The following is a 22,551-nucleotide window of genomic DNA, read 5'->3' as shown; positions in this document are numbered from 1 at the left end:
GAGGCCACAGCATGACCGACAACGCCCCGGACTGGGAGTTCAGTGAGCGGGATATGTGCATTCTGCGCGAACTCTCAGCGGACCCCAAGCGCTCGTCCCGCGAGCTTGCGGATCTCCTCGAATCGAAGTACGACATCGACGTGTCCCATGTGACTATCAGTGAATCGATTCGGGAGATGCGCAACGAAGGCGTCTTCAGGGAAACTATCGTCCCGAACGAGGAGCTGTTCAATTTCGCGCTGTTTGAGTTTAAGTTCAACCCTGAGCATTTTGCCGACTCCTGGCACGACGCGATGGTGTCCATCCGGGACGACCGGCACACGCTGTTTTACTTCCTCTCCGACGGCGAATATCAGTGGAAATCAGTGATGATGTTCCCGAGCCGGACGGCTGAATCCCGCTGGATACACGACTTCTACAAGGAACACGGCGATGTGATTCAGAACATCCGGAACTCGGTCGTTCACAACGTCCTGAAGTTCAAGACGGACCCAGAGCTGTTCACCGAGCTTGACGGCGAGAGATCGTAGCCAAGAGGAGACAGATCGAAATAAAGACGAGAGGGCGCGACTCAGGACCGGCCTGGTTACAGTTTCCGCTCGGCGTCCTCGGCCAGTTCCTTCATCCGCTTGCTGACCCGACCCGCATCCGAGAACTCGTCTTCGCTCATCGCCGTCGCCAGCGAGTTCCCAAGTACGAACACGGCGTGTTTGTGCTCGCTTTTCGATTTGTGGACATCCGATGGCCGCACGTCAAGTTCCTGGTACGCGTCGAACAGGTCCGGATCGACTGAGTCCATGTCGTCGCGGAAGTACTCCATAATCGTCACCATCTGCTCGTGTAGTTCGAGAAGCTCGTCTTTGTGCATGGCTACAGTATACGGTGGCACGTCTATAAGAATTGCTTGAGAAGGGATACCAGACGCTCACGCCTGTATTTTCAGAAGACGTACTCGTCGTCGTGGCCCATCATGCCGTCTTCTTCGAACCCTGGCTCCTCGTCTTCGTCCTGTGGTCCGGAGGTTTTGTACGCCTTGAGCCCGGTCGACAGGAGGTCCTCAATGGCTTCCTCGCGGTTGAGGAACTCGCCTTTCTCGACGAGCTGCGCGATTTGCATCTCCAGGTGTTCCGGGATATTGATCTCTACCTTAGGCATCGCAACATAGGGGGCTTCGACTATGCCCTATTTAAACTTGATGGGGGTATGTTCGTAGATTGCAGAATTACAATTGTAGAACTGAGAGAGGAACTTTGTGAACCCAGATATTAATTTCTACGAATCGGAATCCGAGAGCCGCCATGTCGTGCGGCGGCCCGGAGCGGCGTGAAATCGGCCGCGCCACGACAGCGGTCCGATCGAAGTTCACTGTGTGGAATCGAGCGTATAGTTAGGCTCAAAGGTGCGCAATCCTAAGGCATGGCTGATGGAACCACTGCGTGGTGACGAGACGACAGTTGGTGAGACAACGGTCGTCGCACGCGGGTGTCGCCTCGACGATGCACCGGTGCGGGCGGTACTGGAGACGGACGCTCCCCCCCGGTTCTTCTGGGCGGCCGGTACAGAGTCAATCGCGGCCCGCGGGAGCGCGGCGACTGTGACTGCCGACGGGCAGTCGCGGTTCGACGACGTGCGGACAGCAGTCGAAGTACTGTTCGATGACTGCTCAGTGCCCGACAGCCTCCCGAGCATCGCTCGACCGCGAGCGTTCGGCGGGTTCGCTTTCCACAACGGAACGCATGAAGGAGAGGACTCTCCCTGGGATGGGTTCCCCAGTGCGGCGTTTTTCCTCCCCGAAATACAGGTAACCAGAAGGGACGACGATGCCTGGCTCACAACGGTCGCGACAGGACCTGAGGCCGCGACCGAAGCGGAGGCGCTACTGGAGGAATGGCGCGACCGACTGGTCGCAGACTCCGAGAGCAATCCGGGTACGCCGCCGGGAATCTCACACCGGAAGCGCACGCCAACACAGGACGGCTGGCGCGAGCAGGTGGCGGCCGCCACAGAGAGTATCGACCGGGGCGAGCTCCGGAAGGTCGTGCTCGCCCAGAGTCTCAGCGCCACACTGGACGCGGAGCTATCGGTCCCGGACGTGATGGCCCGGTTGTCGAAGACGTACCCCGACTGCTACCGGTTCATGTTGTCGCCCGACTCCGGCGGCACCTTCTTCGGAGCCACGCCGGAGCGGCTGGTCTCAGTTCGCGGGCGAACCGTCCGGACGGAGGCGCTGGCCGGTTCAACGGGACGGGGCGACACACCCGCCGAGGACGAGTGGCTCGCCGCCGAACTCCTCGACAGCGAGAAGGACCGCCACGAGCAGAAGCTCGTCGCCGACGCGATACGGGACCAACTGGAACCGTTCGCTTCGACGGTCCGCATCGGCGACCGGACCGTTCGCCGACTCGCCACGGTTCAGCACCTTCGAACATCGATAACAGCTGAACTGGACGACGATGAGCACGTCCTCTCGCTCGTCGAGGCGCTCCACCCGACGCCAGCCGTGGGCGGACTGCCCCCGGACGCGGCGCTGCGGACTATCCGCGAGACAGAGGCGTTCGATCGGGGCTGGTACGCCGCCCCGGTCGGTTGGGTCGACGCCGCCGGCAACGGCACCTTCGCCGTCGGCATCCGCTCGGCCGTTGCCACGGAGCGCGAGGCGACGCTCTTTGCAGGCGCGGGCATCGTCGCGGACAGCGACCCCGACCGCGAGTGGGACGAGGTCCAGCTCAAATACCGGCCGATACTGGACGAGCTGGAATGACCGCCCCGAACGTCAACACGCTGTGGGCAGAGACGCTCGTTTCCGAACTGGCCGCGGGCGGCGTCGACGCGGTGTGTCTCTCGCCCGGTAGCCGCTCAACGCCGCTGACGGTCGCATTCGCCGAGCATCCTGATATTGAGGTGTTCTCTCACCTCGATGAGCGGTCGGCGGCCTTTTTTGCGCTTGGACGCGGCCGGAGAACCGGCGAGCCGACGCCGCTAGTCTGTACATCGGGGACAGCAGCGGCGAACTACCACCCGGCGGTCATCGAAGCCAACCAGTCGGGCGTCCCGCTGCTCCTGCTGACGGCGGACCGCCCGCCGGAACTCATCGACAGCGGAGCGAACCAGACTGTCGATCAGGAGAAACTGTACGGCGACGCTGTCCGCTGGTATCGCGATATGCCAGAGCCGGAGGCCGAGCCACGGAAGGTCCGGATGTTGCGGACCACGGCGGCCCGCGCACTCGCGGAGAGTACCGGTAGCGACCCCGGCCCAGTTCACCTGAACTGCCGGTTCCGGAAGCCACTGGAGCCGACGCCGATGCCTGAGGACGACCCGGCAGGCGTTCCGGCCGACTGGGCGGGCGGCGACGACGCGGCCGAAACCGGACGCGACGGGCCGTTCGTCACGACAAGCGAGGGCGTCGAGACAGCGGACGAGCAGACAGTGCGCCGCGTGCAGGACGCACTTGAGGCCGCCGAACGAGGCCTCATCGTCGCTGGGCCGGCCGACCAGGGACTCAGTGCAGATTCGCTTGAACGGCTGGCGGCAGCCACGGGCTTCCCCGTTCTGGCGGACCCGCTGTCGGACCTGCGGTTCGGCCCCCACGTCGACCGGCTCGATGTGCCGGTCTGTGGCGGCTACGACGGCTATCTCGGAAGCGACAGCGTCGACCAGTGGGACGACCCCGATGTCGTCGTCCGGTTCGGTGCGTCGCCGACCTCGAAGCCACTGCGTCACTACCTCCGGGACGCCGACTGTCAGCAGTTCCTCGTTGACCCTGCCGGCGGCTGGTCGGAGGCCGAGTTCACCGCCACGGACCTACTCGTTGCCAACCCCGACGCCACCGCAGATGCGCTCGCGGGCGAGACGCTGGGTGGCGTTGCAGCGTCGTGGCGAGAACAGTTCATTAGGGCGGAGCAAACCCACTGGGACGCCGTTACTGAAACCGCTTCGGAGACCTACTGGGAAGGGGGCGTCCTCTCAGATGTGACTGCGTTGGCCCCGGACCCGGCTACACTGTTCATTTCGAACAGTATGCCGATACGAGATATGGACCGCTTTGGCGGCCCCCGTGACGCCGACCTGACCGTACTGGGTAACCGCGGGGCCAGCGGTATCGACGGCATCACTTCGACGGCGCTCGGGGCCGGCAGCGCGACATCCGACCCGTTCGTGCTCGTCACCGGCGACCTGGCGTACTACCACGACATGAACGGCCTGCTCGCGCTCGGCCGCTGTGCGGTAGACGCGACGGTCGTCCTGCTCAACAACGACGGCGGCGGCATCTTCCACATGCTGCCCATCGAGGACCATCCCACCTTCGAGGACCAGTTCCGAACGCCACACGGGCTCGATTTCGAGCCGACGGAGGCGCTCTATTCCCTGCAGTTCGAGCGGGTGGCCGACCGCCGGCAGTTCCGCGAGCGGTTCGCCGAGTCAGTCCAGACAGATGGGACACAGGTCATCGAGGTCCGGTTCGACGCGGGTGACAGCCACGCAGTCAGAGACCAGCTTACCGAACAGGTCGCCGAAACCCTCGCTGGCGGCTGATTTTCAGAGCCGCAACACCGACGCTGTCAACAGCGACAGTCCGAACGGGAGCCACGTCCCCGACAGCGCGAGGGCCCCCACAAGCGAGAACGCGCTGATATTCAACGTGACCAGCAGCACCGCCGTCATCAGACTCCAGCTCCCGAACACCATAATTGCGATAGTAGGTTCGGACTGGAGGTAGCCGATCATAAAGAGGGTACAGACCCCAATTGTCAGGTTCACCCACAGCGGGAACGCCGGGAGTAACGCGCTGAACAGCAGTACTGGATAAAGCGCGAACGTGATGGCAAACAACGTCAGCCCCCGGCCGGTCGGCATCTCCAGAAGCGACCCGCGGGACGGGGTGTCAGTCTGGCGGACGGAGTACGCGGACGAAGAACTCCAGGTGGCACCGTTGCCGGCGTTGTCGCTGAAGCCGCTGGTCGCGGTGGCCCCGGAGCGCCGGGTCGACGCTGAGTTCGACGCGGTCGCCGTCCCGCTGGTCGTATCAGTCGATTGCTCGTTGCTCGACGACGCATCAGTGTCGGTGGTTGATCGCTCGTCTCTGTCATCGGCGACGCGGTCTCTGGCAGCCCGTTCACGTCGCGCCCGATCCCGGGCGTTTGTCCGGGCTGTACTTCGGTCAGTGCTCGCTTCGGTTCGGTCGCCAGCCGATCCAGACTCGTCATAGCCCGCGCGCTGTGCCGCTTCGGAGACGTTACTGCCCCCGTCGTCCGGTATATCATGTTTGCCCGCAACATAGGCGTCGTGACCCAGCCGATCGTATCGCGCCCGCTCGCCCTCGTCAGTGAGCACGTCGCGGGCTTCAATGAGCCGCTGTGTCGCCTCGCCGGCGTCGGCCGCATCGCTCACGTCAGGATGGGTTTCCTTCAGTCGCTCCCGATAGGCGGCTTCGATAGCCGCCGTCGAGGCGTCAGTTGGAACGCCCAGTACCTCGTAGAACGTCTCTGTCATGCCGGGGGTAGCACCTGCAAGCGAGTGAGCGAGGGGAGCTGCACACGACCGCCGTCGGTCACTCGTTCTCTACGCCTCCTTTGGTTTCCGTGCTGTGTCCGTATGACTCCGACGGCCGCTGGTAGTTTCCAGCGGGTCCATCCCTATCTGGTTCCGACTCGCGGGCACGCGCTGTCGCAAGCCGTTCCAGTGCCGTCGCGATCCGTTCGAGCGTGAGGATGAACCGCACGAGAAGGTAGAGGAACCAGGGGACCACGGCCACAATCAGTCCGAGTAGAATCTGTTGGACGATGATGAGGCTGTACACGACAACAACGATAGAGAGGCCAGCGAGTATCCCTATCACCGCTTTCCTCGATGTGGAGGGCATCGCTAGTCGGTTCACGTGCGCGACACCAAAGGGTTTGCTCTGCTGTGGGAACACGTACGAGGAATCTTTTTGCGAAGGCCGTCCCGAGCCACGGTATGGTCTCTGAGCTATTCGACCCGGAGCGGTGGACAGCCATCGACCGGTTCAACTTCGCCGACATCACCTATCACCGCTCGACCGACACGGGCGCGGTCCGCATCGCCTTCGACCGGCCGGAGAAGCGCAACGCCTTCCGCCCGGAGACGGTCGACGAACTTGCGACGGCGCTGGACCACGCCAAGCGCCAGACCGACGTGGGCTGCGTTCTCCTGACCGGGAACGGCCCCTCCGAGAAGGACGGCGGCTGGGCCTTCTGTGCCGGTGGGGACCAGAGCATTCGCGGTGAAAGCGGCTACGAGTACAGCGAGTCGCCACGCGACTCGGACACAGCGAGCGGGGAGCAAAGCGACTCACGAGAGACGAGCGACGGCGTAGAAGATGACGCGCCGGAGAACGTCGGCCGCCTCCACATTCTCGAAGTCCAGCGCCAGATCCGCCACATCCCAAAGCCCGTCGTCGCCGTCGTCCCAGGGTGGGCCGTCGGCGGCGGCCACTCGCTGCACGTCGTCTGTGACCTCACGCTCGCCAGCGAGGAGCACGCCAAGTTCCTTCAGACGGACCCCGACGTGGGGAGCTTCGATGGCGGCTTCGGCTCGGCGTATCTCGCGCGACAGGTCGGCCAGAAGAAGGCCCGCGAGGTGTTCTTCCTCGGCAAGACCTACGACGCCGCCGAAGCCGCCGACATGGGGATGGTCAACGACGTGGTTCCTCACGAGGACCTTGAGGACACTGCTATAGAGTGGGCCAAGCGCATGAACGAGAAGTCACCGACGGCGATACGGATGCTCAAGTACGCATTCAATCTCGACTCCGATGGGATGGTCGGTCAGCAGGTGTTCGCCGGGGAGGCGACGCGGCTGGCCTACATGACCGACGAGGCCCAGGAGGGGCGGGACGCGTTCAACGAGGGCCGCGACCCGGACTTCGACGACGTGCCGTGGCACTACTAACGCACGCCGCGTAACCGTCGGTCAGTCCTCGTACGCGAGGGTCATGACCCACTGCGAGAAGGTGTCGTCGTGGGGGTCGACCTCTTCGTCGCCGATAAACGGCGAGAGCTGGTCACCGGCCATCAGAAGCGAGAAGTCGAGGTCGCGGGCCGCGGGCGTCAGGTAGTACGTGTTGTGCCCCTCATACACCGTCTCCTCACGCTGGATGAGGTCCTTCTCGAACAGGGACTCGACGATGCGACTCCCCTTTCGCGAGGAGACGTCGAGTTCCTTCCAGAAGTCGCTCTGGTGGATGCCACCGGACTCACGAATCAGTTCGAGCCCGGCCCGCTCGCCATCAGAAAGGTCCGCCTCCGACGCTGCTGAACTCATGTATTACTCATACCGTGAGTCGGCCGCTTAAATCTGACCTTCGACCGGGCGGTACGGCGTCCGGCATGGCGGCCCGGCCGCGTGCCGATACTCGTGGGCAGCACCCAGTGTGATGAGCGACGACGACCGCGTCCCGAATCCGTCACCGTGGACGCAGACGCCGTACTCGTGGTCGCTGATGGTTTCGCCTGCCCGATCAATCCATTCGTCGGCGGCTTCGCCGGGCTCCGGAACCAGCGCCTCGCGCAACCGCGTCGCGTTGTTCGCTTGCTCCTCGCCGGCATCGGGCCGATGGGCTGGAATCCGGTAGTCGCCGTCCGCGCCAACGTTGACGACGACGTGAACGCCGGGCTGGAAGTTCTGGACCGCGAGCTGGCCGTCCCATTCCAGCAAGACGGCGGCGTTCTCGTCTGCCAGCAAAAGGTTGAATCCTGAGTATTCGGCGTCTCTGGTCGCTTGCTCGACGGCGCGGGCGGCTGACTCCGCGCTCTCGTGACTCAGCGCGTCCCGGACGAGCAGGCCGCGCGAGCGGTCGCCGGCAAGGTCGGCGTCGACCCAGCGGTTCGTCACCGCCGCTAGCAGGCCGTGCTCGTTGTAGCCGATCCACGTCCCGTCGGCTTCCTCGTCAGCCGGTGCGACGACGCGACTGCCCCAGTGGCGCTGTTGTGGCGGCTGTGACGGCCTATCGAGCCGCTCGTCGCGGTTCGCCGCGACCGCGACCGGCGTGCCGTCGAAGACCTGCCACGCGAGGACGATTGTACACACGGAACTGCATACGCTATCGACGTAGAAAACCGCTTGGCCGCGAGCCCCGATCCGCTATGCCGATTCGTTCGACTCGCTGGCAGTCCCGAAATGCGACCGGACGGCGGCCCGGTCTACGGTCCCTGAGGCCGTCCGTGGGAGCGAATCAACAGCCCGCACCGTCTTCGGGACTTCGTAGGCGGCGAGTCGCTCGGCGCAGTGGTCGCGAACCGCCTCGGGCGATACATTCCCGACGACCAGTGCAGCGACGCGCTGGCCCCACTCTTCGTCGGCGAGTCCCACGACGGCCGCGTCCTCGACTGGCGGGTGTTCGCGAATGGTGTCAGCAACCGTCGACGCGTCGACGTTCTCTCCGCCGGTCACGATCTGGTCGTCGACACGGCCTTCGACCCAGAGGTGGCCGTCCGCGTCCCGGTAGCCGATGTCGCTGGTCCGAAAGCCGTGGTCGCTGAACGCGTCATCGTCGCCGTTCAGATAGCCCGGCGTCACAGTGGGGCCGTCGACGACTATCTCGCCACGTTCGCCGGGGTCACAGGCGGCCCCGTCAGCGACGACCGTCACGTCGGTGAACACGAGCGGCTGGCCGACGGTGCCGGCGTGTTCGAAGGCTGTCTCGGGCCGCGCCGTCGCTATCTGTGACGCCGTCTCGGTCATCCCGTAGGTGGGATAGACCGGTACGTCCCGCTCCCGACACCGTTCGATGAGCGTCTCGCTGGCCGGCCCGCCACCGAGCAGGACGAAGCGGAGCGAGGCCGGTGGTTCCCAGCCAGCGTCCAGCAGCCGCGAGAGCATCGTCGGCACCAGCGAGACGCCCGCCACCCCGTGTTCCGCGAGCACCTGCTGTGTCGCGTCGGCGTCGAACGACCGCTGGACGACGGCCGCAGTGCCGTATAGCGCGCTCCGGATGAACGGAGCCAGTCCGCCCATGTGGTAGGTCGGTAAGCAGACCAGCCAGCGGTCATCCGGAAGCACGCCGAGGCGGTACGACGACGCGACGGCGCTAGCGACGAGGTTGCCGACGGTCAGTCGGACGCCTTTCGGCTCGCTGGTCGTCCCCGAGGTGAAGATGACCAGCTGGGTGTCCGCCCGGGAGAGGGCTGCCGGGGTCACGTCGGTGGCTGTTTCATCAGCCGAACCCGCCGCTGCTGTCTCGTCGGCGACGGCAGCCGCTGACAGTTCCCTGTCGACCGAAACGGTAGGACAGCCGTCGATGTCGGCCGCCAGCGACGCGGTGCTGTCTCCACAGACCAGCAGGTCCGCGTCAACTGTCGAGAGCTGGCTTTGGAGCGTCGCCGCGTCGAGTTCGACGTTCAGCGGCGCGAGTGTCGCCCCCAGTCGCATCGCCGCAAACAGGAGCGTCCCGACTGCCGGCCGTGTCGGCAGGAGCGTCGCGACGGTGGCGTCCGGGGCGTCGACCCGCCGGTCGAGTTCGGCAGCCACCGCATCGACGGCAGCATCGAGTTTCCGGTAGGTGACCGCGTTCCCGGAGGCCGCCGCGACCATCGCCGTTCGGTCGGGTGTCGTGTCGGCGCGGTGCGTTACGAGGTCCTGTGTCGGCCAATTGAGGGGGTCACGCATCGGTCCCCACCTCTGTCGGATCGATTCCCAGACCGGTCGACTGGGGGACCGACATCGCACCATCCGTTACTGTCGTCGGGTCCGGCGCGAGGTCGGCCGCCAGTCGGTCGCCAGTCGCCAGACCGCACGCGGCCACGTTGGGAATCGCGGCGGCGACGTGCAGCGCCGCAAGACGGGCAACGACGGCGTCGATGGTCGTCGTGACGACCGGCTCGACACCCTGTTCGCGTGCCCGGAGTGCCAGCGTGTGGGCGTTGCCGGGGCCGCCCAGCACCATCGGCTTCAGTATCAGCACGTCGGCTGCGTCGGCATCGAGGACGCTGTCGACCCGGCGGTCGACGAGGGATCCATCGAGCGCGACGCCGACCCCGGAGCCCCGCAATTCGGCGTGCCCGGTGAGGTCGTCGGCCGGAAGCGGCTGTTCGACGTAGGCCACGTCCAGCGGCGCGAGGCGGTCGACGGCGTCTTGCGCTTGGTCACGGGACCACGCGCCGTTGGCGTCGGCTCGCAATGTCACGTCGTCGCCCACCCGCTCGCGGACGGTCCGAACGCGCGCCACGTCTTCGTCGACGGTTCGCTTCCCGACCTTGAGCTTACAGCAATCGTAGCCGGCCTCAACCGCTCGCTCGACGGCGTCGGCGGTCTCGGCTGGAGACCCGTCGCCGACTGTCGCGTTGACCGGGACGCGATTGCAGTGCCTCTCGGAGTCGAACCACTGGTACAGCGGCACGCCGTCGGCTCTGGCGTCGGCGTCCAGTAGCGCGGTCGCAAAGCCGTGTCGGGCGGCAGGAACCGATGCGGCGTCCAGCGACAGCAAGACATCTGTGTGCCCACCGTCGGCTGCGACCGTGGCAGCGTCGTTGAGCCCGCGCTGGCAGTCGTCGAGCGACTCCGTCCAGCCCGGGAGCGGCGTGGCTTCGCCGACGCCGGTTTCGCCGCGGTGGTCATAGCGGACGACGAACCCCGAACGCTGGCTAATCGTCTCGCGGGCGGTCGCGAGCGGACTCGACAGCGGGAGGAAGAACGAATCGACCTTCATAGTAGCTGTGTGGCGGCGAGACCTGCCGCGAACAGGACGGAGTGGGCGAACAGCGTCTGACCGACCCGTTCGAGCGTCGGGTTCAGTGCGTCGCCGTCGGTCTGTGTGAGGACTGTTTTCGAGATAGTCGCCGCCAGTGGCAGCGTCAGCAGCGGGGCCAGTGCCGCCAGTCCGTACTGGCTATCGAGGGCGAACACGACCGGGACGACGTAGGCCATCCCGACCATCAGGAGAAATTCGACGCGGCTCCAGCCGTAGCCCAGATAGACGGCCAGCGTCTTCTTGCCAGCGGCGCGGTCCGTCTCGCGGTCTCGGATGTTGTTGACGACGAGAATCGCCGTCGACAGGCCGGCTGCCGGGAGACTTGCCGTGATAGCGGCGGCAGTGACCGACCCCGGCGGTAGCGTCATCGGAAACGTGCCGACGCCGCTTGCGCTCGCCACGGCCTGCACGTAATATGTGCCGGTCACAGCGACGAGACCGAAGTAAACGAACACGAACAGGTCGCCGAGACCGCGGTAGCCGTAGGGGAACGGACCGCCGGTGTAGAGAACCCCGGCGGCGATGCCCGAGAGGCCAACCACGACGATGGGGAGACCGCCGACGGCGACGAGATAGACGCCGATGACGACAGCGAGGCCGTAGGTCGCTATCATCGCCCGCTTGACCTCCTCGGCGTCGATGAGGCCGCCAGCGGTCACACGGGTGAATCCCTCACGCTCGTCGGTGTCGGCCCCCTTTACCGCGTCGTAGTAGTCGTTCGCAAAGTTCGTTCCAATCTGGATAAGCAGCGCACCCACCAGCGCCGCGACTGCCGGCAACAGAGCGAAGACACCGGCGTGGACTGCCAGGCCCATCCCAACGATGACCGGCGCGGCCCCGGCAGGCAGTGTCTGTGGCCGCGCGGCCATCACCCACGCCTGCCGCTTCGAAACGTCCGCCGTCGCTGTACTCATTGCTGAAAACTGGGGACGCTATCCTCAAAGCGACTGTGGTTCGACAGGCACCCTAAATATGACCGGTGCCGAGACAGCAAAATCAGGGGAGTATCACAACCACTTTATCATGATTAACCATACGATAGCCTGAGATGCATAAGCCACTGCTTACCACGGATTTTCTCGACCGTGCGCGGGAATACTACGGGGACAAAGAGGCTATCGTCGCCACGACCGGTGAGCGCTTCACGTACGACGAGTTCGGGGAGCGAGCCGACGGGTTCTCCGCGGCGATGGCTGCCCGTGGCATCGAGAAGGGGGACCGGGTGGCCGTCTTGGACCCGAACACGCACTACCAGCTCGAAGCGGCCTACGGAACCATGCAGCTGGGCGCGGTCCACACGCCGCTGAACTACCGGCTCGTGCCGGACGATTTCGAATATATCCTCTCGGACGCCGAGGTCGACGCCGTCTACGCGGACTACGAGTACGCGGATAAAATCGAGCCGATTCGGGACGAGGTGCCCACCGACATCTTCGTCACCAACGACACGGATGCCGTCGACGGCGACTGGGAGTCCTTCGACGAAATCATCGAGGAGGCGGGAACCGACTACGAGCGGCCAGAGATGGACGAGGACGACCTCATCACCATCAACTACACCTCGGGAACCACCGGCGACCCGAAGGGTGTCTGTCGGACCCACCGGACCGAGACACTCCACGCCTACATCGTTGCGCTCCATCAGGAAATCTCGGACGACGATGTCTACCTCTGGACGCTCCCGATGTTCCACGTCAACGGCTGGGGGCACATCTTCTCGGTCACCGGGATGGGCGCGAAACACGTCTGCACCCGCGGTGTTGATGCCGAAGGCATCTTTGACGCCGTCAGGACTGAGGACGTGTCCTATCTCTGTGGCGCGCCGACGGTGTTGAACATCCTTGCGGATCGCTATGCGGCCCACGACGGGGAAATCGAGACGACCGGTGCGAACGACGTGCGCATCGCGACGGCCGGCAGCGCACCGCCGGAGGCCGTCATCCGAACCGTCGAGGACGACTTCGGCTGGTACCTGAAACACGTTTACGGCGCGACCGAAACCGGCCCGCTCGTCACGACCTCGGACGCCCGGCGCTTCTTTGAGGACGGGAGCGATGCCCGCTTCAGCGTCAAGAAGCGCCAAGGTATCGGCTACCTCGGGACCGATGTCCGGGTCGTCGACGAGGACGGCAACGACGTGCCACACGACGACGAGACGCTCGGGGAGGTCGTCGTCCGCGGCAATCAGGTGATGGACCGGTACTGGAACAAACCCGAACAGACGGAAGAGGCCTTCTCCGACCGCGTCGAGGGCTACTACCACATGGGCGACTTGGCGACGGTCGACGAGGACGGCATGGTTGCCATCCGCGACCGCAAGAAGGACATCATCATCTCCGGCGGCGAGAACATCTCCAGCATCGAACTAGAGGACACGCTCTACGAACACGACGCCGTCAGCGATGTCGCAGTTATCCCCGCCCCGAGCGACGAGTGGGGCGAGACGCCGAAGGCCTTCGTCGTCCCGAATTCGGGCGATCCCGACAACCCGGGCGTGACAGCTGAGGACCTCCGGACGTTCACCCGCGAACAGCTGGCGACCTACAAAGTCGTTCGCCGCGTGGAGTTCGTCGAGGAACTGCCCACGACAGCAACTGGGAAGGTCCAGAAGTACGAGCTCCGCGAACAGGAGTGGGAAGACGAAGACGAGATGGTCGGCCAGGGATAGCGACCCGCAAGAACCTTACAGAAATGTAAATTATTTATAATTAATCGGGGCCGAAAGATGGAACACGTAGCCCGTCAATGACGGGCATATGTTACCTTCCGGTTTCAGAGATGGTCTTTTAATTCAGCATCCTATAATGTGTGACTACTACCCAAAGATATGACTGCTATCGCTGAGACAATTTGCATTCTCCACGTCGATGATGAGCCGGGATTTGCCGACATGGCAGCGACGTTTCTGGAACGCGAAGACGACCGGGTAGACGTGCAGACTGCGACGTCCGCCACAGCGGGGCTAGAAATCCTAGCTGACAACGACATCGACTGTGTCGTCTCCGACTACGATATGCCCGAGCGGAACGGCATCCAGTTCCTCGAAGCCGTCCGCGAGGAATACGGGTCGCTTCCATTTATTCTGTACACTGGCAAAGGCTCCGAGGAGATCGCAAGCGACGCTATCTCGGCCGGAGTCACCGATTATCTGCAGAAAGAGAGCGGCACCGACCAGTACGCGGTGCTCGCGAACCGAATCACCAACGCAGTGGAGTCTCAGCGTGTCAAGCGAGAGCGGAACCGCCAACTCGATGCCATCGAGACCGCACAGGAGGGCATCAGTATCCTTGACGAAGATGGGGAGTTCATCTTCGTCAACGAAGCGTACGCAGACCTATACGGGTACGATCCGGCGGAGATGCGCGGGAAACACTGGGAACTGCTGTATCGAGAGGCGGATATCCCTCGAATCTACGACGATATCATTCCGGCCGTTCAGGAAAACGGATACTGGACAGGCACAACAACCGGACTCCGTGCGGACGGGAGCACGTTCACCGAGGACCACGTGCTCGCACGGACCGACCGCGGTGAACTGGTCTGTACGGTCCGGGATATTTCTGAGCGGCGAGACGGTGAACGGGAACTCTCTCGGACCAAACGCGCCATGAACGAGGCTCCTATCGGCATCATACTCACCGGCCCCAAGCAGGATGATACCCCGATAACCTACGCCAACAGGCGGTTTCTGGAGTTGACCGGCTACACGGAGTCGGAGGTGCGTGGCCGAAACTGCCGGTTCTTGCAGGGCGAAGCGACTGAGTCCGAGCCAGTCGACGCGATGCGGGCGGCCATCGATGAGGGTGAACCTGTGTCGGTCGAACTCCGGAACTACCGGAAGGACGGGACGATGTTCTGGAATCAGGTGTCTATCGCCCCAGTCCGCGACGAGGACGGAACGGTCGTCAACTACGTTGGGTTCCAACGGGACATTACCGAACGGAAAGAACACGAACACCGCCTCAAAGCTCTCAGTGAGTCGGTGCAGGACCTGCTCCAGGCAGACACGCGCGAGGAAGTGGCCGAACTCGGCGTCGAGACGGCCCGCACGGTACTGGGACTCGAAGCCAACACGATCCACCTCTACAACGAGGCCGAACGGACGCTCAAACCGGTCGCCGCCTCTGACGGGATATATGACCTGGTAGAGGATTTGCCGACCTTCACGCCCGGAGATAGCATCGCGTGGCGCGTCTACGAGTCCGGCGATGCACTCGCAGTCGATGATGTCCACGCTGACCCGGACATCTACAACCCGGACACGCCAATCAAAAGCGAACTATATCTCCCGCTCGGCAGGCATGGAATCCTGCTGGCCGGCTCGGGGACAAACGCGGCGTTCGACCAACGAGACGTCATTCTCGGAGAGATTCTGGCCGGACACATCATCAGCGCGCTCAAGCAGGTCGAAGGGACCGAACAGTTACGCGACCGCGAACGGGACCTCGAACACCACAACGACCGGCTCGAAGCGTTCACGAGCGTCGTCTCACACGATCTACGGAATCCGCTGAACGTTGCACAGGGACGACTGCAACTGGCACGCGAACAGTACGAGAGTGAGCATCTGGCCGCTGTCGAACAGGCACACGAGCGAATGGACACGCTGATAACCGACCTGCTCACGCTGGCACAGGACGGTGAGACCGTCACCGACCGCGAATCGGTCGCGCTCGCGTCGCTCGCCGAAAATTGCTGGACGACCGTCGAGACGGCCGATGCGACACTCGTCACCGATATCGACCGGACTGTCCTGGCAAACGAGAGCCGCCTGAAGCAGTTATTCGAAAACCTCGTCCGGAACGCGGTCGAGCACGCCGGGGCAGACGTGACCGTAACGGTCGGAGCGTTAGACGACGGATTCTACGTCGCGGACGACGGCCCCGGCATCCCCGAAGACGAGCGAGAGACAGTGTTCGAAGCCGGCTACTCAACGAGTACGGAGGGGACCGGGTTCGGGCTCAGTATCGCCCGGAAAGTTGCAGCGGCACACGATTGGGAGATCAGCGTTCGGGATAGTGCTGATGGTGGCACACGCTTCGAGATTACCGGCGTCTCGTTTTGTGATTCGTAGCGACTGGCACGGCGTCCGTCTGGGGGCTTGCTGGCACTCGTTCAGTGACCCTCGTCACTCCACCGCTGTTCCGTTGAGAAATGGTCGCTGCCCGACCGCTGTTCGATAACGAGCAGACGCTATCTGTCGGAGTGAGATATCGCTGCCTCGTTTGTCTGCAAAAACGTCGGCGAACCGAGTTCCGTTAGTCTTCGAGCGCGTCAGCGATGCGGTCGAGCGAGCGTCGCATATCGTGGACTTCGTCCCGGAGCTTTCGCATCTCTCGCGTAAGTTCCTCGTTGTCGCTCCCGCCCGATTCCTCGCGCTGCCCTGGCGGGCCGCCGCCCATGCCGCCGGGGCCGCCCGGACCGGGACCGCCGGGGCCGCCGCCCATCATGCCGCCCATCATCTGTGCGAAGGGGTTGCCGCCGCCCATGCCGCCGGGGCCGCCGCCACCGCCCATCATCTCTTCCATGCGCTCTTCGCGGCTCATCTCTTCGCCGTCGCCCTCGCCTTCTTCGCGCTCCTCGGCGCGCTGCTGTCGGATCTCCTCGACTCGCTCGCGGAAGGACTTCTCCTCGCCGCCTTCCTCGGTCGCATCCGCCGATTCGCCAGCGTCTTCAGGTTCATCGTCTGCCATACGCTCGGATTTGGTTGGGCCGCTGAAAAGGGTTGCCGTCCGAAGACAGACTCGATAAACGGTCGGTCAGCGGGGGACGCTGGTCCGGAGAATTGCGCCGTCTTCGGGTGACTGGTTCGCAAAGTTACAGATGAACAGCGACTCCTGCTGGTCGCCGGTCCCGAAGAGCACATCGGAAGGGAACACCAGCCCGTCGTCCGCCGTTGCGACGACGTCCGTGGTCCCGTCCGCAGTCACTCTGACGACGCGGTTCTGGCTGTTGGCCGCGACGTAGATGTCGCCGTCTCGGCTGGTAATCCCGTCGGCTCCAAATATCGCCCCGCCCTCGAAGAACATCGAAGGCTCGCCGGCAGCGCCGTCCGACTCAACCGGAACGCGGAGCAAGCGGCCAGTTTCTTCGGGGGCTCGCGTCACTGCGACGAAGATGTCGCCGTCGGCGTCGCGGGTGATTCCGTTCGCGCCGAAACTCTCCGTTTCCAGCCGGTCGTCATCCAGCCAGGTCGACCGCTCGCCGTCGGTCGTGACCGCGTAGACCACGCCGTTTTGCGATTCGGTCACCAGCAGGCGCTCCTGGTCAGCATCGTAGTGGATGTCGTTCGGGAACCCGCCCATCTCCACGAGTTGCGCCGCGTCGCCGTCGAGCGGGATTTCCCAGACGCCAGCCTGATCGTCCTGTGTGGCGACGGCGACGTATACCGTTCCATCGGGCGCTGCTTCGACGCCAATCGCGCCGGGCAGCGTCGCAATCTGTTCGGTATCTTCGAGGGAAAGGCCGGTCGCGCCGGTCTCTGCCGCAGGGACGCGCCGAACCTCGCCGGCCGTGATACCGAAGTACAGGCCGCCGTCAGGACCGAGGGCCATGTTCTCCGGTACGCGGTCGCCGCCGACCGAGACGAGCGTCTCGACGGCTTCCTGGTCCGGCGTCGCTGTCGCGGTGTCGGTTGCCGGCGGCTCGTCGGTTGTCGTCGTGGGTTCGGCATCACCATCGTCAGTGGGTGACGGCGTCGAGTCAGTGGCAGTCGACTCATCGCCGCCGGTACAGCCGGCCAGCCCCACACTGGCGATGGCGCTGCAGCCCATCAGGAATCGTCGCCGCGTCGCGCGTCGTTGGGTCATGATATCCCTCTCGACGTATGGCTGACAGGTGCCTGAAACCTCGGATTACTGAAACGCCGACTGTGGGTACCTGATATGGCTGGGGACGGGCTCAGGCGAGTCGTCGGACCAGCACCGAGAGCCCCAGTCCGCAGCCGAGCACCACGGCGAGGTTGAACGCCGCGTTGAACAGCGGTCGATATCTGTCGGTGACGAACGTATCAATCGCCGACGACGCGGAAAAGTAGAACTGGAGTGTCGCGATGAGCGCGACGAGCGTGAGGATAGCAAACACTGCCCACTGCGCGTAGAGGGCGATCGCCGGCCCCGAGTCCTCATCGGTCTCGCCGACAGCGTCGTCGGTATCCGCGTCAATATCCTGTGCCACTGTGTCGGTGTTGGAGGTATCACTCATTGGTCTGTCTCCGTGCGATGAGGAGCGCGCTTGCGAGGACGGCAATCAGGCCGACCAGCGCCGTGAAGCCGGGACCTTCTCCGGCCGCAGTCTGCTGTGGTTCGTCCATCCCTCGTTCTTCGGGGCGGTCCTGCTCGAAGTCACTGGACTGGAAGCCGACTTCCTGCCGGGTTTCGTTCTCCTGCAGGCGCTCCGTCGGATGGAGGTTCGCCGGGGAACTTTCGGTCCCGACGATGACGCCGTCGGAGAGCAACATCCCGTCGAGCCAGTAGTTGTAGTCGTCAGGCACCGTTAGCTGGGTTCTGACGATCTCCGTTCGGCCGGGGCGAATCTGGCCGACCCGCACGGTCGACTCGTCGGCGATGACGTTCGAGTCAGCCTGACGCGCCCGGAGCCGGAGCGAAAGGTCATCAGACGGATTGTTGCCGGCGTTCGTGACGTACACCGAGACGTTCAGCGTCGTTTGGTTGTCCGCGACGCCGTCGATCCGGTAGGTGATGGAGTCCAGCGGCACGCCAGCGTTCTCGAAGCGCTGGAACGTCACGGTACTGCGGGCGTACGCCGGTGTGAGCGCGTCGACGTTCTGGACCGACTGCTGGCCGGTTTCGACCCGATTCCCGTCCTCGTAGACGATCGTGTCTATCCGATAGCCGCCCGCCCGCTCGACTGTGATGTTTGACCGCACCGATACCTCTCGTTCCCCTTCGACTGTGCCGACCGACTGTCGCGTCGTCGTTGCGACGAGGCCGGTGTCCGCGTCGATAGCTCGCGTCTCGACGGTGACGTTCTCGGCGGGACCACCGCGGTGAGAGAGTCGGGCGTCGATGGCGAGCGTCACTGTCTGGCCGTCGACGGCGGCCGGTTCGATGGTCGTCTCGCGGAGGTCGAGATAGCTCTCACGAACGTTGTCCTCGGGTTCGGAGAGCGCGCCGGGGACCGCTGTTGCACCGATGAGCATGGTCAGGACGACCACGACCACGCCACCGGTCAGGAGGGTTTCACGTCGCACACGAGGAAGGGCAACAGCCGCGTTTAAATGTCTTCTGCACTGTCAAGTGTGGATTACAGCGACGCCAGTCTCCAGTGTTACCCGAACGCACCGAGGCTCGACTGGAGGTCGCGGTCGGTCCCGCCGTCGGTAAGTTCGTAGCCGACGAGCTGTCGGAGGTCGACAGCATAGACACTGCCGTTGTTCTCAAGCACGGCGACTCGTCCCTTCGTCCCCCGGACGGTCCCCGTCGCCAGGGTTTCGGCCATCGGACGGTCCGAGAGGGGCAGGTCGTACTCGAAGTCGTAGGTCGCCAGCGGGTCATAGCGCTCACAGAGCGACGCCCACCAGTCCGTGTCGACGGACTGGTCGAATCCCGATATCTTCGTGGGAACTCTGACCCGGTCGCCCAACTCAACGGCGATGTCGGCCTCGACCTGCCGGGCGATACGGCCGTCGGCGACGGTCCGGAGGTGGGCGGCCCTGTCAGCCCCCTGCTCACGGAGCCGTGTTTCCAGCCGCCAGGAGCGGGTGACGCCGACCTTGATGACATCCGGCGCGAACGCCGCCAGATACACCGCGTGTTCCTCGTCGCAGGTGTCGAGGGGCTTGTTGCAGTCACCGGTACAGCGGGCACACGGCCAGATGTCGGTGTGTTCCGGGCAGTACGGCGCAGAGTCATTGTCGCAGTGAAAATGTCGGTCGCCGTCGACCGCGCCGGCGCAGTGGCGCTCACCGAGCGTGTAGGAAAGGTCCGTGTTCGGGTCCAGTCGCTCAGTAGTCACGCTCCCGTCCTCGGCCAACAGGAGCGCGGCGTGTTCGTCGACCCGCGCGCGGTAGCCCACGACCTGCACGTCCGGCGGTTCGGCGCGGAGCCGCAAATGGCTGCCGGGACGACGTTTTTGTGTTTGTCTGTCATATCTCCCGACATGGCAGACCTACAGCTCCGAAGTCCGGCCTTCGACGACGGGGACCGTATCCCCGAGGAACACGGCTACTCGGCGGCAAACACGAACCCACCGCTAGAAATCGAAAACGTTCCGTCGGACGCGTCGTCGCTCCTCCTCATCGTCGACGACCCGGACGCCGAGGAGCCGGCCGGAAAGGTGTGGGACCACTGGCTCGTCTGGAACATCCCGCCGGATATTGGTCGGATACCGGCGGGGTGGGAGCCCGATGAGGCCACAGAAGGACAGAACGACTTCGGTGAGGTTGGCTGGGGCGGTCCGAATCCGCCGGACCGGGAGCACACGTATCGGTTCCTCCTGTACGCGCTAGATACGACGCTTGACCGCTCCCCGGCAGCCGATAAAGACGACGTGTACGACGCGGCCAGCGGCCACGTCGTGGAAAAAGCACAACTGAACGGTACGTACCCGGCCTGAATCCGCGCTCAGAGTTCTTCGAGCAGTTCGCGGGTCGACTGTCGCACCGCGTCGTCGCTCGACTGTTCGGGCTCCCAGCCCAGTGCCGAGAGCTTGTCGACGGAGAGGCGCATTCGCGGCACGTCACCCGTCCAGCCGCGGTCACCGCCGGTGTACTCGTACTCGGGGTCGATATCCATCTCGTCAGCGACGATAGTGGCGATGCGGTCGACCGATGTGGTCGTCCGCGTCCCGAGATTGAACACGTTGTGGTCCTTGTCGGCGTGTTTGACGGCGAACAGCATCGCGTCGATGCACTCGGAGATGTGCATATAGGACTTCTCTTGCCGGCCGTCACCGAGAATCGTCAGCGTCGACGGGTCCTCGGTGAGTTTCTCGATGAAATCAGGAATGACCGCACCGCGCAGGCGCGGCCCCACAATGTTCGCAAACCGGAACACCCACGACTGGATGTCGTGGCTGTGGGCGTACGTCGAGACAAGGGATTCCTCGGCCAGTTTTGTCGCGCCGTAGACGCTAATCGGCTCAAGCGGCGCGTAGTCCTCCGGGGTCGGCCGCGGCGCTTCGCCGTATACAGTGGACGACGACGTAAACACGAGGTTCTCGACGCCGGCCTCTTGCATCCGTTCGAGGATGTTGTACGTGATGTCGCTGTTGTCCTCGAACTGCCGGCGGGGCGTGTCCGTGTCGACCAGTTTCGACGCCGCTAGATGGACGACGAGGTCAACATCGCTGGTGATGGCCTCGGCGACGGCGCCGGGGTCGGTGAGGTCACCATCCAGATAGGTCGCGTCCTCATGGACCCACTCGGATTGTCCGTTCGCTTCGTTGTCGACAACCAGTACGTCGTTATCCGGAACAAGGCGCTCAACCAGATGTGACCCGATGAAGCCCGCCCCGCCGGTGACGACTATTCGCTTCTCTGATACGTCCATAGGTGCGATGCTTCCTATGCGAGAAAAAACGTTGTGGTCGCAGCCGATTTCGGTGAAGTCGGTGGCCACGTAACAGATGACAACGTCGTTTTATAGCTTCCCCTGTGAGGGTCGGTTATGACCCGATTCACTCGCCGTAGCGTTCTCTCGGCGACGACCGTTACCCTCGGCGCGCTAGCCGGATGTGCCGGCGGCGGTTCTGAGTCGGCCGAAACGGAGACGGCGACGCCGACGCCCGCACCGGGCCAGCCGCTCTCGACGCCCGTCGCGGGCGACCCAGAGGCCGACGTTACGGTTGCGGTGTACGAAGACTACGCCTGTCCACACTGTGCAACCTACTCGGAATCCGTCTACCCGCAGGTTCGGGAGGACTACCTCACTGATGGAGCCATCCGCTATGAGTTCCACGACTTCCCGATTCCGGTCGACGAGGCAGTGTCGTGGCAGGCCGCAAGCGCTGCGCGTGCCGTACAGGACAACGCCGGCGACGAGGCCTTCTTCACCTACTCCGAGCGCCTGTTCGCGAACCAGAATCAGTTGGGGCCGGACACCTACGCCGACCTGACGGAGGGCATCGACATCGACGGCGAGACTGTTCGAGCGGCCGCGACGGGAGAACTGTACCGCCCGACAGTTTCCGGTGACCGCGAAGCCGGCATTGACCGTGGCGTTCAGGGAACGCCAGCCGTGTACGTCAACGACGAGCGGGTCGAATGGAGTGAGGTCTCCTACGAACCGGTCCGGGCCGCCATTGAAGCCGCACGGAGCGACGGATGAAGGATTCCCCACAGGTGACGGTGCTCCGACTGGGCCACCGGCCCGGCCGGGACGAGCGGATGACGACCCACGTTGGGCTGACCGCACGCGCGCTCGGGGCCGACAAGGTCGTGCTGGCCAACGCCGCGCGCAACCAGGCCGACACCGTCATCGATATCACCGACCGGTTCGGTGGCCCCTTCGACGTGGCTTCGACGGAGGAGCCAAAGCGGCTCATCCGCGATTTCGAGGGGCGCGTCGTCCACCTGACGATGTACGGCGAGCCAGTCCAGGAGGTCGAGGCCGACGTTCGAGAGGCCCACACAGCGGAACCGCTGCTGGTCGTCGTCGGCGCGGAGAAAGTCCCCTTCGAGGTGTACGAACACGCCGACTGGAACGTCGGCGTCACCAACCAGCCACACTCCGAGGTCGCTTCACTGGCCGTCTTCCTCGACCGCCTGTTCGAGGGCCGGGAACTGGACCGCGAGTGGGAGAACCCCGACCGGGTGGTCGTCCCGCAGGAAACCGGCAAGCGAGTCGTCGACCCCGACGAGGAGTGATACCCACGCAGTTGTG

Annotated in this window: 24 protein-coding genes; 9 read left to right on the top strand and 15 right to left on the bottom strand. The window is 64.2% G+C overall.

The window, feature by feature from the left end; genetic code table 11:
- Window positions 1-11 precede the first annotated feature (11 nt).
- Entirely contained in the window at window positions 12-530 is a 519-nt protein-coding gene (locus G9463_RS02110; protein ID WP_011223263.1) for an Lrp/AsnC family transcriptional regulator, read from the top strand.
- Between the two features lie 56 nt (window positions 531-586).
- Here G9463_RS02110 and G9463_RS02105 read toward each other — a convergent pair whose 3' ends face one another.
- Both G9463_RS02105 and G9463_RS02100 read right to left on the bottom strand, forming a co-directional pair.
- A complete protein-coding gene (locus tag G9463_RS02105) occupies window positions 587-868 on the bottom strand; it encodes a UPF0058 family protein (RefSeq protein ID WP_004517945.1) in 282 nt (93 codons plus the stop codon).
- 71 nt (window positions 869-939) lie between these two features.
- Window positions 940-1,155 (bottom strand): ribbon-helix-helix domain-containing protein, encoded by a 216-nt coding sequence (locus G9463_RS02100; RefSeq protein ID WP_004517946.1) that lies wholly within the window; start codon window positions 1,153-1,155, stop codon window positions 940-942.
- Between the two features lie 268 nt (window positions 1,156-1,423).
- Here G9463_RS02100 and G9463_RS02095 point away from each other — a divergent pair, with 268 nt between their 5' ends.
- Window positions 1,424-2,761: an isochorismate synthase MenF gene (locus tag G9463_RS02095; RefSeq protein ID WP_165895838.1), complete on the top strand. Its 1,338-nt coding sequence runs from the start codon at window positions 1,424-1,426 to the stop codon at window positions 2,759-2,761.
- Entirely contained in the window at window positions 2,758-4,536 is a 1,779-nt protein-coding gene (gene menD / locus G9463_RS02090; RefSeq protein WP_165895837.1) for a 2-succinyl-5-enolpyruvyl-6-hydroxy-3-cyclohexene-1-carboxylic-acid synthase, read from the top strand. The genes G9463_RS02095 and menD overlap by 4 nt, the downstream gene beginning before the upstream one ends.
- A 3-nt stretch (window positions 4,537-4,539) precedes the next feature.
- Here the strand turns inward: menD and G9463_RS02085 are convergent, their stop codons facing one another.
- On the bottom strand, window positions 4,540-5,493 hold the full coding sequence (locus tag G9463_RS02085) for a DnaJ domain-containing protein (RefSeq protein WP_165895836.1): 954 nt from the start codon (window positions 5,491-5,493) through the stop codon (window positions 4,540-4,542).
- 58 nt (window positions 5,494-5,551) lie between these two features.
- Window positions 5,552-5,863 carry a hypothetical protein gene (locus G9463_RS02080; RefSeq protein WP_121303056.1) on the bottom strand — a complete coding sequence of 104 codons (312 nt, stop codon included), beginning with the start codon at window positions 5,861-5,863 and terminating at the stop codon, window positions 5,552-5,554.
- Window positions 5,864-5,958: 95 nt separating this feature from the next.
- On the opposite strand from G9463_RS02080, the gene G9463_RS02075 reads away from it, so the two are divergent.
- Window positions 5,959-6,912 carry a 1,4-dihydroxy-2-naphthoyl-CoA synthase gene (locus G9463_RS02075; RefSeq protein WP_165895835.1) on the top strand — a complete coding sequence of 318 codons (954 nt, stop codon included), beginning with the start codon at window positions 5,959-5,961 and terminating at the stop codon, window positions 6,910-6,912.
- A 21-nt stretch (window positions 6,913-6,933) separates the two neighbouring features.
- Here the strand turns inward: G9463_RS02075 and G9463_RS02070 are convergent, their stop codons facing one another.
- Genes G9463_RS02070 through G9463_RS02050 form a run of 5 tightly spaced genes read right to left on the bottom strand, consistent with a single transcriptional unit; the run spans window position 6,934 to window position 11,622 of the window.
- Window positions 6,934-7,284 (bottom strand): hypothetical protein, encoded by a 351-nt coding sequence (locus tag G9463_RS02070; protein WP_004517952.1) that lies wholly within the window; start codon window positions 7,282-7,284, stop codon window positions 6,934-6,936.
- A 27-nt stretch (window positions 7,285-7,311) separates the two neighbouring features.
- Window positions 7,312-8,049 carry an NRDE family protein gene (locus tag G9463_RS02065; protein ID WP_004961474.1) on the bottom strand — a complete coding sequence of 246 codons (738 nt, stop codon included), beginning with the start codon at window positions 8,047-8,049 and terminating at the stop codon, window positions 7,312-7,314.
- 54 nt (window positions 8,050-8,103) lie between these two features.
- Window positions 8,104-9,627 carry an AMP-binding protein gene (locus tag G9463_RS02060; RefSeq protein WP_165895834.1) on the bottom strand — a complete coding sequence of 508 codons (1,524 nt, stop codon included), beginning with the start codon at window positions 9,625-9,627 and terminating at the stop codon, window positions 8,104-8,106.
- On the bottom strand, window positions 9,620-10,666 hold the full coding sequence (locus G9463_RS02055; RefSeq protein WP_165895833.1) for a mandelate racemase/muconate lactonizing enzyme family protein: 1,047 nt from the start codon (window positions 10,664-10,666) through the stop codon (window positions 9,620-9,622). The genes G9463_RS02060 and G9463_RS02055 overlap by 8 nt, the downstream gene beginning before the upstream one ends.
- A complete protein-coding gene (locus G9463_RS02050) occupies window positions 10,663-11,622 on the bottom strand; it encodes a 1,4-dihydroxy-2-naphthoate polyprenyltransferase (RefSeq protein ID WP_004961464.1) in 960 nt (319 codons plus the stop codon). The genes G9463_RS02055 and G9463_RS02050 overlap by 4 nt, the downstream gene beginning before the upstream one ends.
- 134 nt (window positions 11,623-11,756) lie before the next feature.
- Here G9463_RS02050 and G9463_RS02045 point away from each other — a divergent pair, with 134 nt between their 5' ends.
- Complete coding sequence (locus tag G9463_RS02045; protein WP_165895832.1) at window positions 11,757-13,376, top strand: long-chain-fatty-acid--CoA ligase; 1,620 nt, start codon at window positions 11,757-11,759, stop codon at window positions 13,374-13,376.
- A 159-nt stretch (window positions 13,377-13,535) separates the two neighbouring features.
- Window positions 13,536-15,782 carry a PAS domain S-box protein gene (locus tag G9463_RS02040; protein WP_165895831.1) on the top strand — a complete coding sequence of 749 codons (2,247 nt, stop codon included), beginning with the start codon at window positions 13,536-13,538 and terminating at the stop codon, window positions 15,780-15,782.
- A 184-nt stretch (window positions 15,783-15,966) separates the two neighbouring features.
- On the opposite strand, the gene G9463_RS02035 is transcribed toward G9463_RS02040, so the two are convergent.
- The 5 genes from G9463_RS02035 to G9463_RS02015 all read right to left on the bottom strand — a co-directional run bounded on the left by G9463_RS02035 (window position 15,967) and on the right by G9463_RS02015 (window position 19,780).
- A complete protein-coding gene (locus tag G9463_RS02035) occupies window positions 15,967-16,401 on the bottom strand; it encodes a hypothetical protein (RefSeq protein ID WP_004961456.1) in 435 nt (144 codons plus the stop codon).
- A 66-nt stretch (window positions 16,402-16,467) separates the two neighbouring features.
- Window positions 16,468-17,517 carry an SMP-30/gluconolactonase/LRE family protein gene (locus G9463_RS02030; RefSeq protein WP_240149911.1) on the bottom strand — a complete coding sequence of 350 codons (1,050 nt, stop codon included), beginning with the start codon at window positions 17,515-17,517 and terminating at the stop codon, window positions 16,468-16,470.
- A gap of 91 nt (window positions 17,518-17,608) precedes the next feature.
- Window positions 17,609-17,911: a hypothetical protein gene (locus G9463_RS02025; protein WP_011223273.1), complete on the bottom strand. Its 303-nt coding sequence runs from the start codon at window positions 17,909-17,911 to the stop codon at window positions 17,609-17,611.
- Entirely contained in the window at window positions 17,904-18,920 is a 1,017-nt protein-coding gene (locus tag G9463_RS02020) for a PGF-CTERM sorting domain-containing protein (RefSeq protein WP_004961448.1), read from the bottom strand. The genes G9463_RS02025 and G9463_RS02020 overlap by 8 nt, the downstream gene beginning before the upstream one ends.
- A gap of 77 nt (window positions 18,921-18,997) precedes the next feature.
- Window positions 18,998-19,780, bottom strand: coding sequence for a DUF2797 domain-containing protein (locus G9463_RS02015; protein WP_121303064.1), 783 nt, complete (start codon window positions 19,778-19,780; stop codon window positions 18,998-19,000).
- A gap of 48 nt (window positions 19,781-19,828) precedes the next feature.
- Here G9463_RS02015 and G9463_RS02010 point away from each other — a divergent pair, with 48 nt between their 5' ends.
- Window positions 19,829-20,284: a YbhB/YbcL family Raf kinase inhibitor-like protein gene (locus G9463_RS02010; RefSeq protein ID WP_004961442.1), complete on the top strand. Its 456-nt coding sequence runs from the start codon at window positions 19,829-19,831 to the stop codon at window positions 20,282-20,284.
- 8 nt (window positions 20,285-20,292) lie between these two features.
- Here the strand turns inward: G9463_RS02010 and G9463_RS02005 are convergent, their stop codons facing one another.
- Entirely contained in the window at window positions 20,293-21,219 is a 927-nt protein-coding gene (locus G9463_RS02005) for an NAD-dependent epimerase/dehydratase family protein (protein ID WP_165895830.1), read from the bottom strand.
- 117 nt (window positions 21,220-21,336) lie between these two features.
- Here G9463_RS02005 and G9463_RS02000 point away from each other — a divergent pair, with 117 nt between their 5' ends.
- Together G9463_RS02000 and G9463_RS01995 are read left to right on the top strand one after the other, a co-directional pair.
- Complete coding sequence (locus G9463_RS02000; RefSeq protein WP_165895829.1) at window positions 21,337-21,996, top strand: thioredoxin domain-containing protein; 660 nt, start codon at window positions 21,337-21,339, stop codon at window positions 21,994-21,996.
- On the top strand, window positions 21,993-22,535 hold the full coding sequence (locus G9463_RS01995; protein ID WP_004961431.1) for a tRNA (cytidine(56)-2'-O)-methyltransferase: 543 nt from the start codon (window positions 21,993-21,995) through the stop codon (window positions 22,533-22,535). The genes G9463_RS02000 and G9463_RS01995 overlap by 4 nt, the downstream gene beginning before the upstream one ends.
- Window positions 22,536-22,551: the final 16 nt, after the last annotated feature.

It is taken from the genome of Haloarcula sp. JP-Z28, from assembly GCF_011440255.1.
Classification (GTDB): domain Archaea; phylum Halobacteriota; class Halobacteria; order Halobacteriales; family Haloarculaceae; genus Haloarcula; species Haloarcula marismortui.
The sequence above is the reverse complement of the archived record's forward strand: the minus strand, read 5'-3'. Positions and strand labels throughout refer to the sequence as shown.